1 protein-coding gene (cut by a window edge) is annotated in these 16,900 nt (G+C 70.2%); it reads right to left on the bottom strand.

The window, feature by feature from the left end:
* On the bottom strand, positions 1-16,900 hold the 5' portion of the coding sequence (locus tag BHS09_RS39430) for a non-ribosomal peptide synthase/polyketide synthase (protein ID WP_237080430.1). 29,486 nt of this gene lie to the left of the window's left edge; only the first 16,900 of its 46,386 coding nucleotides appear in the window; the start codon lies at positions 16,898-16,900; its stop codon lies beyond the left edge, outside the window.

Here is a 16,900-nt window from a genome sequence, read left to right as displayed (position 1 = left end):
AGCCGATCAGGGGCTCCAGTTCGGACTGGGTGCGGTGGGCAATGGGGCTGCCCACGCAGAAGTCCTTCTGTCCCGAGTAGCGGGAGAGCAGGACTTCATAGGCCGCCAGTAGCACCATGAAGAGCGTGGCCCCCTGGTCACGAGCCACCTTCTTCAGGGCTTCCGCCAGCTCCGCCGACACGATGAAGAAGTGGCTCGAGCCACGTACGGTACGGGTCGCGGGCCGGCCCAGGTCGCCGTGCAACTCCAAGGCGGGAACACCCAGGAGGTGGCTCCGCAGCTCGGCAAGCTGCGTCTGGATGCCCTGCGACTGCACCCACTGCCGCTGCCACGCGGCGAAGTCCGCGTACTGCACAGGCAGGGGCGGCAGGGGAGACGGCTGGTTCTCACTGAGCGCGGCGTAGAGCGCGGCGACCTCACGCACGAGCACGCCCATGGACCAGCCGTCCGAGGCGATGTGGTGCAAGCACAGCAGCAGCACGTGTTCGTCCGCGTCCAGACGGAGCAGCACGGTGCGGAGGAGGGGCGCCACGGACAGGTTGAACGGGAAGCGGGCTTCCTCCGTCATCCGTTCCCGCACGCGCGCGTCGCGAGCCGGCCCCTTCAGCGCGGACAAATCCTCCACCGGAAGGTCCCAGACCTCTGGTGCTGACTGTACGTGCTGCGTGGGCAGTCCCTCCGTCGCGGAGAAGGAGGTACGCAACACCTCGTGCCGGGCCACGACTTCGGCGAAAGTGCGCCGCAGCACGTCCACGTCCAGCGCCCCGGACAGCTTCAGTGCGAAGGGCACGTTGTAGACGGAATGTCCCTTCTGGAGTTGCGCCAGGAACCACAGGCGCTGCTGCGAGAAGGACAAAGGCAGCGCCGTATCCCGGGGCACGGGCAGCAACGGAGGCATCGCCGCGCGGGACGCTTGCATCATCAGCGCCTCGATGCGCTGCGACAGGCCCGCGAGCGTAGGCGCCTCGAACAGCGTCCTCAGCGGGACCTCCACGCCGAGCGCCGCGCGGATGCGCGTCACCAACTGCGTGGCCATGAGCGAATGGCCGCCCAGTTCGAAGAAGTCGTCGTGAGGCCGCACGCGCTCGACGTGCAGCACCTCCCGGAACAGCGCCGCCAACTGCTGCTGGAGCAGGGGCAGGTCCCCCGCCAGGGTGTCTTCGGCGGGCGACAAGTCCAGAGCCGGCAGGGCCTTGCAATCCACCTTGCCGTTCGGAGACAGGGGCAGGGTGCTCAGCGCCACCACGGCGTTGGGCACCATGTACTCGGGGAGCCGCTGGCGCAGATGCTCCCGGAGGGCCGAGGTGTCCACGTCCTCCGGTGTCACGTAGGCCACCAGCCGCCGGTCCCCCGGGATGTCCTCGCGCACCACGGCGATGGCCGTCTCCACCGCGGATTGGTTGCGCAGCGCGGCCTCGACTTCACCCAGCTCGATGCGGAAGCCCCGCAGCTTCACCTGGAAGTCCACTCGGCCCAGGAACTGGAGCGTGCCGTCCGCCTGCCAACGCGCACGGTCTCCCGAGCGGTACAACCGGGCACCCAGAGGTCCGAAGGGATTGGGCACGAAGCGCTCGGCCGTCAGGGCCGGCTGCCCCAGGTAACCCCGGGCCAGGCCGTCGCCACCGATGAACACCTCACCCGGGACTCCCACGGGCACCGCCCGCATCGCCGAGTCCAACACGTACACCTGGGTATTCGCGATGGGCCGTCCAATGGAGACGGAGTCACTCACGACGTCGCCCGGCGCCATCCGGTGGCACGCGGTGAAGGTGGTGCCCTCCGTGGGGCCGTAGCCGTTCACCAACCCCACGCCCTGCGCCAGCCGCTCCCGGACGCGAGGCGCCGGGAGCACGTCACCACCAGCGAGCAGCTGACGCACCTGGCCCAGGGCCTCCGGCTGGTGCTGCTGCATCTGCTCGAAGAGCGCCGCCGTCAGCCAGAGCACCGACACCTGGTGCCGCACCAGCGCCTGGCCCAGCTCTGCCAGGTCCGGCGTCCGCTGCGGGTAGAGCACCAGGCGCGCTCCGTGCAGCAGCGCGCCCCAGATTTCCAGGGTGGACGCGTCAAAGGCCAGGGGCGCCAACTGCAGCACCACCTCCGACGGCCCCAGGTCCACGAAGCGAGAGCCGATGAGCAGGCGCACCACGCCCCGGTGCGGAATGGCCACGCCCTTGGGCGTCCCCGTGGAGCCAGAGGTGTAGGTGATGTACGCGAGCTGCTCCGGCCCCACGAGCCCACCCGTCACGGGCGTCGACGGCTGGCGCTCAATCCGCGCCCACTCGTCATCCAGAACCACGATGAGCTGCGAACCGGCGGGCAGCTCGTCCTCCAACGCGGACTCGGTGAGGATGGCGGCCACTCCCGAGTCCTCGGCCATGAAGGCCAGCCGCTGCGCGGGGTACTCCGGCGCGAGCGGCACGTAGGCGCCGCCCGCCTTGAGGATGCCCAGCAGGCCCACCAGCAAGTCCAGGCCCCGGTGCAGGAAGACGCCCACGCGCGATTCGGCGCCCAGGCCCAGCGAGCGCAGGTGATGCGCGAGTTGGTTGGAACGCGCATCCAGCTCCGCATACGTGAGCGAGCGGCCCGCATGCTCGACGGCGATGGCCTGCGGAGTCCGCTGCGCCTGCTCCGCGAAGAGCGAAGGCACGGTCGCGTCCATCGGATAGGCGGCCTGGGTGGCATTCCAGGTCGAGAGAACCTGCTGGCGCTCCTGGGCCTCCATCATGGACAGCGCACTGAGCCGCTGCGAACCGGCCCCATCCGCCACCGCCGACAGAAGCACCCGCAGGTGCTCCACCATTCGTCTGGCGGTGTCCGCGGTGAAGAGGTCCAGGCTGTATTCCAGCTGGCCTTCCAACTCGCCGCCGCGTGCCCTCATCGCGAGCGTCAAGTCATACCGGGCCGTGTCCGTCGCGTTCGGCAACACGTCGACGTGGAGCCCCGGAAGCGACGACGCTTGGATCAGGTCCGAGTTCAGAAGCACGAAGAGCGTCTGGAACAGCGGCGTCCGGGACAGGTCGCGCTCACCGCCCACGGCATCCACGAGCTGCTCGAACGGCACGTCCTGATGGGCGAAGGCGCCCAGGGCCTCGTCGCGGACACGGGCCACGAGCTCGGCGAAGGTCGGATTGCCGTCCAACCGGCAGCGCAGCGCCAGGGTGTTGACGAAGAAGCCGATGAGCCCGTCGAGTTCCGGCCGCGTGCGATGGGCCACCGACGTGCCCACGCAGAAGTCCGTCTGCCCGGAGTAGCGAGCGAGCAGCGCCTGCCAGCCCGCCATCAGCACCATGTACAACGTGGCGTTGTGAGCCGAGGCCACGCGTTCCAGGCCCGCGACCTGCTCCGAGGACAGCGAGAAGAAGTACGAAGTGCCCTTGCCGCTACTGACCGCGGGACGCGCATGGTCGGTGGGCAGCTCCAACGTGGGAACGCCTTCGAGCCTCGAGCGCCACCAGTCCAGCTGCGGCGCCAGCACCGGGCCCTCCAGTACGCGCCGCTGCCACACGGCGTAGTCCGCGTACTGCACCGTCAGCGCGGGCAGCGGGGACTCTCGGCCCTGAGACAGCGCCTCGTACAGCACGGCCACTTCCCGCACCAGCACGCCCATGGACCAGCCGTCCGAGATGATGTGGTGCATGCACAGCAGCAGCACATGCACGTCCGGCCCGGTGCGCAGCAGCACCGTGCGCAGCAGCGGTCCCTTCTCCAAATCGAAGACATGGTGGGCCACTTCGGCCATGCGGACCTGCACGGCCGCGTCACGGGCGTCGGGCTCCAAGCCGCTCAAGTCCTCCACGGGCAGCGGCCATTCGGCGGGCGCCGGGTGGATGCGCTGGGCCGGTTGGCCTTCGCGCGTCACGAAGGTGGTGCGCACCGCTTCGTGACGGCGGACCACTTCCAGGAAGGTGCGCCGCAGGGCCTCCTCGTCCAACCGTCCCGTCAGCCGCAAGGCCGCGGGCATGTTGTAGGTGGCCTGTCCGGGATGCAGTTGCTCCATGAACCACAGGCGGCGCTGCGCGAACGAGACGTCGAAGGTCGCCTCGCCCTGGGCCGGCCGGGGCAGGGACTCCAAGGGAAGCAAGGTGCTGGTCCGCGGCGCCGATTCCAGGCGCGCGGCGAGACGCGCCACGGTGGGGGCCTCGAAGAACGTGCGGAGCGGCAGGTCCACGCCGAGCTGCGCGCGCAGCCGGGTCACGACCTGGGTGGCCAGCAGCGAGTGGCCGCCCATGAGGAAGAAGTCGTCGTTCAGGCCCACGCGTTCCAGACCGAGCGCGTCGCGGAACAGGGCCGCCAGTTGCTGCTCCAGCTCCGTTCGAGGCTCCACGTAGTCCGCCGCTCCCAGACCGAGGTCCGGAGCCGGCAGTGCCTTGCGGTCCACCTTGCCATTCGGCGTCAACGGGAAGGCGTCCAGTCCGACGAACGCGGACGGGACCATGTAGTCCGGCAGATGCTGGTGCAGGTGTTCGCGCAGCGGAGCCACATCCGCCTGCGGGGGAACGACATACGCCACCACGCGATTGCTCCCGGAGGCGTCCTCGCGCACGACGGCCGTGGCCTCGACGACGGAGGGATGGGCGCGCAGCACGGCTTCGATTTCACCCAGCTCGATGCGGAAGCCCCGCACCTTCACCTGGTGATCCAACCGGCCCAGGAACGCCAGCAAGCCGTCCGGACTCCAGCGGACGCGGTCACCCGTGCGGTAGAGCCGGGCTCCGGGGGCGGCGCTGAAAGGGTGAGGCACGAAGCGCTCGGCGGTGAGGTCCGGGCGGTTCAGGTAGCCGCGCGCGAGGCCCGGTCCTCCCAGGCACAGCTCACCCGGAACGCCCACTGGAACGGGACGCAGCGCCGGGTCGAGGACATAGACCTCGGTGTTGTCGATGGGCCGGCCAATGGGGACGGAGCGGCCCACGGAGTCCCCAGGCGACAGTGTGAGCCGGGTGGCCATGGTGCTGCATTCGGTTGGCCCGTAGGCGTTGGTCAGGGCACCCCCCCGCGCCAGCCGCTCCCGCGCCCGGGGGGCTGGCATCGCTTCGCCGCCCGTCAGCAGGTTGGGCACTCGCGCCAGGACATCGGGCTGGTGCTGCTGCATCAGCTCGAAGAGCGACGTCGCCAGGATGAGCCACGACACCTTGTGCTCGACGATGAGCCGGGCCACCGCGTCCGGCTCGGGCGTCCCGGGCGGGTACACGACGAGCTTGCCGCCGTGCAGCAGCGTGCCCCACAGCTCGACGCTGGAGACGTCGAAGGCCAGAGGCGAGAGCTGAAGGGTGACTTCCTCGGGCGCCTGGGTGAGGAAGCGGGAGCCCTCGCTCAGCCGCAGCAAGCCCCGATGCGGCAGGGCCACGCCCTTGGGCGTTCCCGTGGACCCCGAGGTGAAGGTGGCGAACGCCAGTCCCTCCGGGAACGCGGGAACCTGCACGGCCTCCGGGGACTGGCGGGCGATGTCCGCCGCATCCGCGTCCAGCGCCACGACGTGCCACGGGCCTTCCTTGAGGGACGGCAACAGCGACTGCCACGTCAGTACCGCCGACAGGCGCGCCAACGAGGACGCGTGCTCCAGGCGCTTGACGGGCCAGGACGGGTCCAAGGGCACGTAGCAGCCACCGGCCTTGAGTGCACCCAGCACCCCGATGACCAGCTCCAACCCGCGCGACGCGCACACGCCAATGCGGGCCTCCGGCTCCAGTCCCAGGGACACGAGGTGCCGGGCCAATTGGTTGGAACGAGCGTCCAGCTCCGCGTAGGTGAGCGAGCGACCCTCGAAGGTCACCGCGACACGCTCCGGCGTCCGCCGGGCCTGCTCCATGAAGCGCTGATGGACAGTGGTGTCAGCGGGGTAGGGCGCGGCCGTGTCGTTCCAGGCCACGAGCACTTCGTGGCGTTCGGCCTCGCTCCACAGCGGCACCGCGCTGATGCGGCGCGCCGCGTCCTCCACGACGCCGCGGAGCAGCCGCTGGAAGTGCTCCACCATGCGGCGCGCGGTCTCAGGGGTGAACAGGTCGAGGCTGTACTCGAGCTCGCCGTCTAGCCGCCCGCCGCGCTCCACCAGCAACGCGGTCACATCGAACCGGGCCGTGTCCGTGCCCGTGTGCAGCACGTCGACGACCATGCCCGGCAGCGTGGGGGGCTGCATGGGGGCGTTCTGGAGGACGAAGGCGGCCTGGAACAGCGGGGTGCGCGACAGGTCGCGCTGGCCTCCCAGCACCTCCACCAGCCTGTCGAAGGGAACGTCCTGGTTCGCGAAGGCCGCCAGGGATTCCTCTCGGACTCGCGCCACCAGCTCATCGAAACGCGGATCGCCGTCCACGTTCGCGCGCAGCGCCAGGGTGTTGACGAAGAAGCCGATGAGCCCTTCGAGCTCGGGCCGCGTGCGATGGGCCACCGGCGTGCCCACGCAGAAGTCCGTCTGCCCGGAGTAGCGCGCGAGCAGCGCCTGCCAGCCCGCCATCAGCACCATGTACAACGTGGCGTTGTGGGCCGAGGCCACGCGCTCCAGCCCAGCCACCAGGGAAGGCGGCAGCGTGAACGTCTGGGTGGCGCCGCGCAGCGTGCGCACCGCCGGCCGCGGATGGTCGGTGGGCAACTCCAACGTGGGAGCGCCTTCGAGTCGCGAGCGCCACCAGCTCAACTGCGGCGCCAGCGCCGGGCCTTCCAGCACGCGCCGCTGCCAAGCGGCGTAGTCCGCGTACTGCACCGTCAACGCGGGCAGCGATGCCTCGCGCCCCTGCGACAGCGCCTCATAGAGCGCCGCCACTTCCCGCACCAGCACCCCCATGGACCAGCCGTCCGAGATGATGTGGTGCATGCTCAGCAGCAGCACATGCACGTCCGGCCCGGTACGCAGCAGCACCGTGCGCAGCAGCGGACCTTTCTCCAAGTCGAAGGCGCGGTGGGCCTCTTCGACCATCCGGGCCTGCGCGGTCGCGTCACGCGCCTCCGGCGCCAGCCCGCTCAGGTCCTCCACGGGCAGTGGCCACTCGGCGGGCGCCGGGTGGATACGCTGGGCCGGCTGGCCTTCTCGTGTCACGAAGGTGGTGCGCACCGCTTCGTGACGGCGGACCACTTCCAGGAAGGTGCGCCGCAGCGCCTCCTCGTCCAACCGCCCCTTCAGCTCCAATGCCGCGGGCACGTTGTAGGTGAACTGTCCGGGCTGCAGTTGATCCAGGAACCAGAGCCGCTGCTGCGCGAACGAGACGTCGAAGGTCGCCTCGCCCTGGGCTGGCCGGGGCAGGGACTCCAAGGGAAGCAAGGTGCTGGTCCGCGGCGCCGACTCCAGGCGCGCGGCGAGACGCGCCACGGTGGGGGCCTCGAAGAACGTGCGGAGCGGCAGGTCCACGCCAAGCTGCGCGCGAAGCCGGGTCACGACCTGGGTGGCCAGCAGCGAGTGGCCTCCCAGTTCGAAGAAGTCGTCGTTCAGGCCCGCGCGTTCCAGGCCGAGCACCTCGCTGAACAGGAGCGCCAGTTGCTGCTCCAGCTCCGTTCGGGGCGCTACGAAGTCAGCAGCCCCCAGACCGACGAGGTCTGGAGCCGGGAGGGCCTTGCGGTCCACCTTGCCGTTCGGCGACAGGGGCAGGGTGCTCAGCGCCACCACGGCGTTGGGCACCATGTACTCGGGGAGCCGCTGGCGCAGATTCTCCCGGAGGGCCGAGGTGTCCACGTCCTCCGGTGTCACGTAGGCCACCAGTCGCCGGTCCCCCGGGATGTCCTCGCGCACCACGGCAATCGCCGTCTCCACCGAGGAGTGGTTGCGCAGCGCGGCCTCGACTTCACCCAGCTCGATGCGGAAGCCCCGCAGCTTCACCTGGAAGTCCACACGGCCCAGGAACTGGAGCGTGCCGTCCGCCTGCCAACGCGCACGGTCTCCCGAGCGGTACAACCGAGCCCCCAGAGGCCCGAAGGGATTGGGCACGAAGCGCTCGGCCGTCAGGGCCGGCTGCCCCAGGTAACCCCGGGCCAGGCCGTCGCCACCGATGAACACCTCACCCGGGACGCCCACGGGCACCGCCCGCATCGCCGAGTCCAACACGTACACCTGGGTATTCGCGATGGGCCGGCCAATGGAGACGGAGTCACCCACGACGTCGCCCGGCGCCATCCGGTGGCACGCGGTGAAGGTGGTGCCCTCCGTGGGGCCGTAGCCGTTCACCAACCCCTCGCCCTGCGCCAGCCGCTCCCGGACGCGAGGCGCCGGGAGCACGTCGCCGCCAGCAAGCAGCTGACGCACCTGGCCCAGGGCCTCCGGCTGGTGCTGTTGCATCTGCTCGAAGAGCGCAGCCGTCAGCCAGAGCACCGACACCTGGTGCCGCACCAGCGCCTGGCCCAGCTCTGCCAGGTCCGGCGTGCGCTGCGGGTAGAGCACCAGGCGCGCCCCGTGCAGCAGCGCGCCCCAGATTTCCAGGGTGGATGCGTCGAAGGCCAGGGGCGCCAGTTGCAGCACCACCTCCGACGGCCCCAGGTCCACGAAGCGAGAGCCGATGAGCAGGCGCACCACGCCCCGGTGCGGGATGGCCACGCCCTTGGGCATCCCCGTGGAGCCAGAGGTGTAGGTGATGTACGCGAGCTGCTCCGGCCCCACGAGCCCACCCGTCACGGGCGTCGACGGCTGGCGCTCAATCCGCGCCCACTCGTCATCCAGAACCACGATGAGCTGCGAACCGGCCGGCAGCTCGTCCTCCAGCGCGGACTCGGTGAGGATGGCGGCCACACCCGAGTCCTCGGCCATGAAGGCCAGCCGCTGCGCGGGGTACTCCGGCGCGAGCGGCACGTAGGCGCCGCCCGCCTTGAGGATGCCCAGCAGGCCCACCAACAAGTCCAAGCCCCGGTGCAGGAAGACGCCCACGCGCGATTCGGCGCCCAAGCCCAGCGAGCGCAGGTGGTGCGCGAGTTGGTTGGAACGCGCATCCAGCTCCGCGTAGGTGAGCGAGCGGCCTTCATGCTCGACGGCGATGGCCTGCGGAGTCCTCTGCGCCTGCTCCATGAAGCGCTGATGGACGGTGGTGTCGGCGGGGTAGGGCGCGGCCGTGTCGTTCCAGTCCACGAGCACTTCGTGGCGTTCAGCCTCGCTCCACAGCGGCACCGCGCTGATGCGGCACGCCGCGTCCTCCACGACGCCGCGGAGCAGCCGCTGGAAATGCTCCACCATGCGGCGCGCGGTCTCCGGAGTGAACAAATCGAGGCTGTACTCGAGCTCGCCGTCTAGCCGTCCGCCGCGCTCCACCAGCAACGCGGTCACATCGAACCGGGCCGTGTCCGTGCCCGTGTGCAGCACGTCGACGACCATGCCCGGCAGCGTGGGGGGCTGCATGGGGGCGTTCTGGAGGACGAAGGCGGCCTGGAACAGCGGGGTGCGCGACAGGTCGCGCTGGCCTCCCAGCACCTCCACCAGCCTGTCGAAGGGCACGTCCTGGTTCGCGAAGGCCGCCAGGGACTCCTCTCGGACTCGCGCCACCAGCTCATCGAAACGCGGATCGCCGTCCACGTTCGCGCGCAGCGCCAGGGTGTTGACGAAGAAGCCGATGAGCCCTTCGAGCTCGGGCCGAGTGCGATGAGCCACCGACGTGCCCACGCAGAAGTCCGTCTGCCCGGAGTAGCGAGCGAGCAGCGCCTGCCAGCCCGCCATCAGCACCATGTACAACGTGGCGTTGTGGGCCGAGGCCACGCGCTCCAGGCCCGCGACTTGCTCAGAGGACAGCGAGAAGAAGTACGAAGCGCCCTTGCCGCTACGGACCGCGGGACGCGCATGGTCGGTGGGCAACTCCAGCGTGGGAGCGCCTTCGAGGCGTGAGCGCCACCAGTTCAGTTGCGGCGCCAGCGCCGGGCCTTCCAGTACGCGCCGCTGCCACGCGGCGTAGTCCGCGTACTGCACCGTCAACGCGGGCAGCGCTGCCTCGCGCCCCTGCGACAGCGCCTCGTAGAGCGCCGCCACTTCCCGCACCAGCACGCCAATGGACCAGCCGTCCGAGACGATGTGGTGCATGCACAGCAGCAGCACATGCGCGTCCGCGCCGGTGTGCAGCAGCACGGTGCGCAGCAGCGGACCCTTCTCCAAATCAAAAGCGTGGTGGGCCTCTTCGGCCATCCGGGCCTGGACGGCCGCGTCGCGGGCCTCGGGCTCCAGGCCGCGCAGGTCCTCCTCGGGCAGTGGCCATTCAGCAGGCGCCGGCTGGATGCGCTGGGCGGGCTGGCCCTCGCGCGTGACAAAGGTGGTGCGCACCGCTTCGTGACGACGGACCACTTCCAGGAAGGTGCGCCGCAGGGCATCTACATCCAACTGTCCCGTCAGCCGCAGGGCCGCGGGGAGGTTGTAGGCGGCCTGTCCGGGATGCAACTGCTCCAGGAACCAGAGCCGTTGCTGGGCGAAGGACGCAGCCAGTCCTTCGTCAGCGGACGGACCGCGCTCCAGCGGGACCAGTGCCGGGACACCCGATGCGTCGGCCAGTTGGGCTTGCGATTCAATGCGCTCCGCCAGACGGGCCACGGTGGGCGCGTCGAACAGGGTGCGCAGCGAGATCTCCGTGTTGAGCTGCGCGCGCACGCGCACGACCACCTGCGTGGCCAGCAGGGAGTGTCCCCCCAGCGCGAAGAAGTCATCGTTCGCGCCGACTCGTGACTGGCCCAGAATCTCGCCGAAGATGCGCGCCACCTTCTCCTCGGTGGGCGTCCGGGGCGCGATGAAGGCGTCCGCGGCGCCCAGGCGTTCGGCCTCCGGCGCGGGCAGTGCCTTGCGGTCGACCTTGCCATTGGGAGACAAGGGCAGGGCGGGCAGCACCACGAAGGCGGAGGGCACCATGTGCGGCGGCAGCTTGTCCGCCAACGTGTCGCGGAGACGGCTCACCGCCTGCGCACTCCGAGCCCCCCGCAGCGGATCGCTGGCAAGGCCATCCCAGGAGGTGACCTGCTTCGGCTCGGGGGACAGGTCGAGCGTGTCCACTTCACCGGGGCGCGCGAACACGACGTCCAGCGCACCATTCCGGTGCGCGGAGGCCCAGCTCACCCGGACCTCGTAGCCGAGCTCCGTGCCCAGGGCGTACAGGTCCTCCGGCTCCACGCCGCGGGTACCCGGCCAGTCATGCAGGGCCTCGCGAAGGCCCGCCACCGTGGGCGGCGGCGTGGCGGACAGCAGTTCAACGAGCCGGGTGGGTTCCAGGACGCGCGCGTTGGGGAGCCCACGCACGGCCAGCAGTCCGGGCCCTGCGCTCAGTTGCTCGCGCAGTCTGTCCAGGGAGAATCCGGCGCCGTCCACCCAGTCCGGCTTCGAGCGCCGGGCGGGAGTCTTGGCGGCGTCGCCGACGTGGAGGATGACCTCGTAGCGGAAGCGGCTGAGCTCGTTGTCGTAGCGCCCGTGCTTCGGCAGCACCTCCACGCGCTGGATGCCCGGGATGCGCTCTGGCAGGGCGGTGAAGAAGGCAGGGGAGAGGACCAGCTCCTTCTCCGCCAGGATGTCGCGCTGGACGCGGTAGGCGAACTGGGACGTGGCCACGGGGCCCGCGGTCCGGTGCAGGCGCACCGAGGCACGGAAGGCCTCGAGCAGCTCCAGGCTCCGCACGTCGCCCAGGAACACCCGGCCCCCTGGCTTCAGGACGCGCACGGCCCCGCGGAGCACGTCGAGCAGGAACTCAGGGCTGGAGAAGTACTGGACGACTGAGTTGATGACGACCGTGTCGAACGAGCCCGGCTCCAGACCCGAGAAGTCGTCCACGCTCCGGTGCAGCAGATGGACGGAGTCCAGGGCTCCGCCCATGCGCTCACGCTGGCGCTCGATGCGGTCCAGCGCGGGCCGGGCGAAATCGACGCCCCAGTAGGCCTCGCAGCGAGGCGCCAGCCGGTACAGGAGGAGGCCGGTGCCGCACCCCAGCTCCAGCACCCGCTTGGGCTGGAAGCTGAGAATCTGCGCCACGGTGGTGTCCACCCACTCACGCATCTGCGCGGGCGGAAGAGGATCTCCAGTGTAGCTGTCTTCCCATCCGACGATGTTGAAGGTCGGGTCTTCGCTCTCCGGCGTCTCGCGTGCGTAGGCCTCGTTGTAGATGGCCTGCCACTGGGAGGACGCGTCGACCTCCTGCGCCGCCGCCGCATCGTCCAGGACGACGTAGGCCACCAGCCGCTGGTCACCCGTCGAATCCTCACGAGCCAGCACCACGGAGTCGCGGACGGCCGGGTCCGCGGCAAGCGCGGTCTCGACTTCACCCAGCTCGATGCGGAAGCCGCGCAGCTTCACCTGGAAGTCGGCCCGGCCCAGGTACTCCAGCGTGCCGTCGGGCAGCCACCGCGCCACGTCTCCGGTGCGGTACAGGCGCGCGCCCGGAATGCCGCTGAAGGCATCCGGGATGAAGCGCTCCGCCGTCAGCTGGGGCCGCTGCCAGTAGCCGCGCCCCACCTGCACGCCACCAATGTGCAGCTCGCCCGGAATGCCCACCGGCGCCGGCTGCCCGTGCGTGTCCAGCACGTACAGCACCGTGTTCGCCACGGGCCGCCCAATGGGGACGCGGTGGAAGTCCTCTCCACGCGGGCAGGGCCAGTACGTGACGTCTACTGCTGCCTCTGTCGGGCCGTACAGGTTGTGTACCCGCACCGGTGCGGGCAGCCGCGCGTACGCCTTCTTCACCAACTCCGCGCTCAACGCCTCGCCGCTGCACACCACACGCCGCAGGCTTCCCAGTCCCTCCAGCCCTGGCTCTTCCACGAAGGCACGCAGCATGGACGGCACGAAGTGCACCGTCGTCACGCCCTCCGCCTTCATCAGCTTCACCAAGTACGCCGGCTCCTGGTGCCCTCCCGGCCGCGCCACCACCAGCTTCGCCCCCGCCAGCAGCGGCCAGAAGAACTCCCACACCGACACGTCGAAGCTGAAGGGCGTCTTCTGCAGCACCACGTCCGTGCCGTTAAGCCCGTACTCCTCCTGCATCCACTTCAGCCGGTTGACGACGCCTCCGTGCGCATTCATCGCCCCCTTCGGACGGCCCGTGCTTCCAGAGGTGAAGATGACGTACGCCAGCGACTCCGGGCCCACTCGCACCGACGGCCGAGTCACCGGCTGCCGCTCCACTTCGCCCGCTTCGCTGTCCAGGCACACCACGCGCGCGGCGCTGGGCGGAAGCACCGACTTCCACTTCTCGTGCGTCAGCAACACCGACGCCCCGGTGTCCTCCAGCATCCACCCCAGCCGCTCCTTCGGGTACGCCGGGTCCACTGGCACGTAGGCCGCACCCGCCTTCAGCACGCCCAGCAGCGCCACCACCATGTCCACCGAGCGCTCCAGGCACACGCCCACCAGCGACTCCGGGGCTACACCCAGGCTCCTCAGGTGATGCGCCACCTGGTTGGCCCTCGCGTCCAGCTCCCGGTACGTCAGTCGCTCCGACTCGAACGCCACCGCCACCGCGTCCGGCGTCCGCTCGACTTGCGCTTCGATGAGCTCCGTCAGCGTGCCGGACGGAGGTGCTTCGACGCGGGGATTCCAGCCGTGGAGCGCGTGCTGCCGCTCGGCATCGCTCATCAACGGCAGGGTGGTCAGCGCCGCATCCGGCGCCTCCACCATTCCGCGAATCACATGCTCCAGATGGCTCAGGAGCCGGTCCGCCGTCTCCGCATCGAACAGGTCCGCGGAGTACTTGCAGCCAATCAGCAGGCCTTCAGGACGGTGCGTCGCCTCGAAGGTCATGTCCAGCTCTGCCGTGTGGTTGTCCACCAGGGACACGTCGAGCGTCAGTCCACCCCGGACGGACAGCGCGCGAGGCAGCTCGTAGTCGTCGAGGATGAACCCCACGTTGTACAACTCGCGGCGCTCCGCTCCGGGCTGTTGCACGGCCGCGAGAACCTGCTCGAACGGCACGTACCCATGCGCGAGCGCGCCCAGCATCCGCGACTTCACCTCGGAGAGCATGTCCGCGGACGTCGCGGCTTCGGGCAGGCGGACCCGCAGCGGGATGAAGTTGGTGCAGTCGCCCATCAGCTCGCGAGTGCCCGCCGCGTCACGGCCGGAGATGACGGTGCCCACGACGAAGTCGGACTGGCCGCTCCAGCGGTGCAGCACCGTGGCCAGCGCGGACATCACGCTCATGAACGGCGTGGCGCCCTGGCGCCGTCCCAGCGCATGCAGCCGGGCCATGAGGGACGCGGGCAGCAGGCGCAGGCGACGAGCCCCGTGGACGGACAACCGCTGCGGCCGGGACCGGTCGGTGGGCAGGGCCAGCAACTGGGGCGCGCCGGCCAGCGTCTCCTTCCACCACGACAGCTCCGTAGTGAGCGCATCCGGCGTGAAGTACGCGCGCTGCCACGCGGCGAAGTCTCCGTACTGGAACTCCGGCTCCGCCAACGGCGACGGCCGTCCCTCCACGAACGCGCCGTAAAGGGCCGCCAGCTCGCGCATGAACAGCGCGACTGACGTGCCGTCCACCACCAGGTGGTGCAGGACGGTCAGCAGGACGTGGTCCTCCGGCCCGAAGCGCAGCAGGGAGCACCGCACCAGCGGGCCTGCCTCCAGGTCCATGGGGCTTTGCGCATCGAGCACTGCCTGGGCTTCGAGCGTCGCCTGCCGCGCGTCACCGCTCACGCCCGTGAAGTCCAGGCACGGCAGGGAGACGGGGCTCGGCGCCTGCACGCGCTGAAGCAGCGCGCCATCGCGGGACGCGAAGCGGGTGCGCAGTACCTCGTGCCGGCGCAGCACCTCCGACAGGGCCCGTTCCAGCGCCGCCACGTCGAGCGTCCCACGCAGCGTCAGCGCCACCGGAATCTGGTTCGACGTCCAGGATGGATCCAGTTGGAGGAGGTACCACAGCCGCTCCTGCGTGAAGGACGCGGGCGTGGGCGCGTCACCGGCGGGACGGTGCTGGAGCGGTGGCAACCGGCGCCCCGTGCCCTCCGCGGACACGGACTCCGCCAGCGACCGGAGACTCAGGTCCTGCAACAGCGCGGCGATGGAGACGCGCACCCCCAACCGCTTCTCCACGCGGCCCTGGAGGTCGGCGGCCCCCAGCGAGTCCAGGCCCAGCAACGTCAGCGGCGTGCTGGCGTCCTGTCCAACAGCCTCGGCGCCGAGCACCGCCACCAGCTCCTCATGCAGCGCCGTCTCCAGTGCCTCCTGGGAGAGCGCGGGCTGGATGGCCGGAGCCGGCGCGGGAGCGGGCAGGGACGCGGGCCCCGAGATGACACCCGTCCCGCTGCGCCACACGATGGGCAGCTCGCCGGACACCAGGGCGGCACGGCAGGCGAAGCGCTGGATCTTCCCGCTCGACGTCTTCATCACCGAGCCCGGCGGCAGCAGCGCCAGCGTGTGCGGCTGGACCTGAAGCTCCGCGACAATGGCCTTCCGCAGCGCGTCCGCCACGGCGCCCAGCGCGGCCGGGTCCGAGCCCTCCGCCAGGTCTCGCGACACCTCCGCGACCACCGCCAGGGCCTCGCCCTCCGGAGTCTCGATGGCGAACGCCGCGATGCAGCCCGGACGCACCTTGCGGTGGGCCCGCTCCACGATGCTCTCCACGTCCTGCGGATACAGGTTCCGGCCCCGCAGGATGATGAGGTCCTTGCGCCGGCCGGTGACGATGAGCTGCCCGTCCTCCAGCAGCAGCCCCAGGTCGCCGGTGCGCAGGTACTTCGGACCGGCCTCCTCGCCCACCGGGACAGCCTGGAAGATGTCCACGCTGTCCTCGGGCTTGCGCCAGTAGCCCTGCGCGACGCTTCCACCGGAGACCCAGATTTCGCCCACCTGGCCCAGCGCACGTGGCACGCGCGACTCCGGGTCCACGATCAGCAGCCGCTGCTCGGCCAGCGTGGAGCCGCAACCGATATGGGTCCTCGAACCCTCGGAGCCTGGCTCGACGCGGACCGCCTGCCCGTGGCCCAACGCGGCGTCCTGCAGGACGTGCACCCGCGGCACGCGGCCTTTCTCCTCACCCGTGACGATGAGCGTGCCTTCGGCCAGGCCATAGCAGGGGTAGAAGGCCTCGCGGCGGAACCCGCTGGGCGCGAACACCTCCGCGAAGCGATCCAACGTGGCGGCGCGAATGGGCTCCGCGCCGCAGAAGGCCACGTCCCAGGCCCGCAGGTCGAGCGCCTGGATGTCCTCGGGCGTGGCCCGCCGCGCGCACAGCTCGAACGCGAAGTTGGGTCCACCGCTGATGGTGCCACCATACCGGGACACGGCCTCTAGCCAGCGCATGGGCCGCTGGAGGAAGGACATGGGCGACATGAGCGTCACGGGGAAGCCCGCGAACAGCGGCTGGAGGATGCCTCCGATGAGGCCCATGTCGTGGTACGGCGGCAGCCAGATGACGGCCGAGCTTTGCGGCCCCGTCTGGAAGGCGCCGGCAATCAGCCCCAGGTTGTGAATCAGGTTGGCGTGGCTGAGCATCACGCCCTTGGGCGTGCCCGTGGAGCCGGACGTGTACTGGAGGAACGCCAGCGTGCCCGGGCTCACCTGGGGCTCAATCCACGACGACTCACCGCCCACGGGCAGTTCATCCGTCGCCAGCCACTTCAGCGTCCGGAAGTCCGGCGCCTGTTCGAAGACGAAGTCCGCGAGCGAGAGGATGCCGGACGTCGTGAGCACCACCGTGGCCTCGGCGTCCTGGATGATGGCGCGAAGGCGGGGCAGGGTGCGCTCCAGCCGCACCGGGTCCGGCGGATAGGCGGGCACCGCCACCGCACCCGCGTAGAGGCAGCCGAAGAAGCCCGCGACGTAGTCCAGCCCCGGCGGGTACAACAGCAACACACGCTGGCCCTGCGCACCCTGTGCCTGCAACAGCGCGCCGATGCGCGCCGCCTGCGCGTGAAGTTCCCTCGCGCTCAGCGAGGCTTCCTCACCGTCTGAATCGCCGAGAAATGCGTACTGTTTCCGGTGCGCCGTCTCGCTGAAGGCGCGTTGGGTCAGGACTTCGAGGAGGGTTCGCGGAGTCTCATGCAT

The sequence above is a fragment of the Myxococcus xanthus genome (assembly GCF_006402735.1).
GTDB lineage: Bacteria > Myxococcota > Myxococcia > Myxococcales > Myxococcaceae > Myxococcus > Myxococcus xanthus_A.
This window is presented reverse-complemented; position numbering and strand designations above follow the sequence as displayed.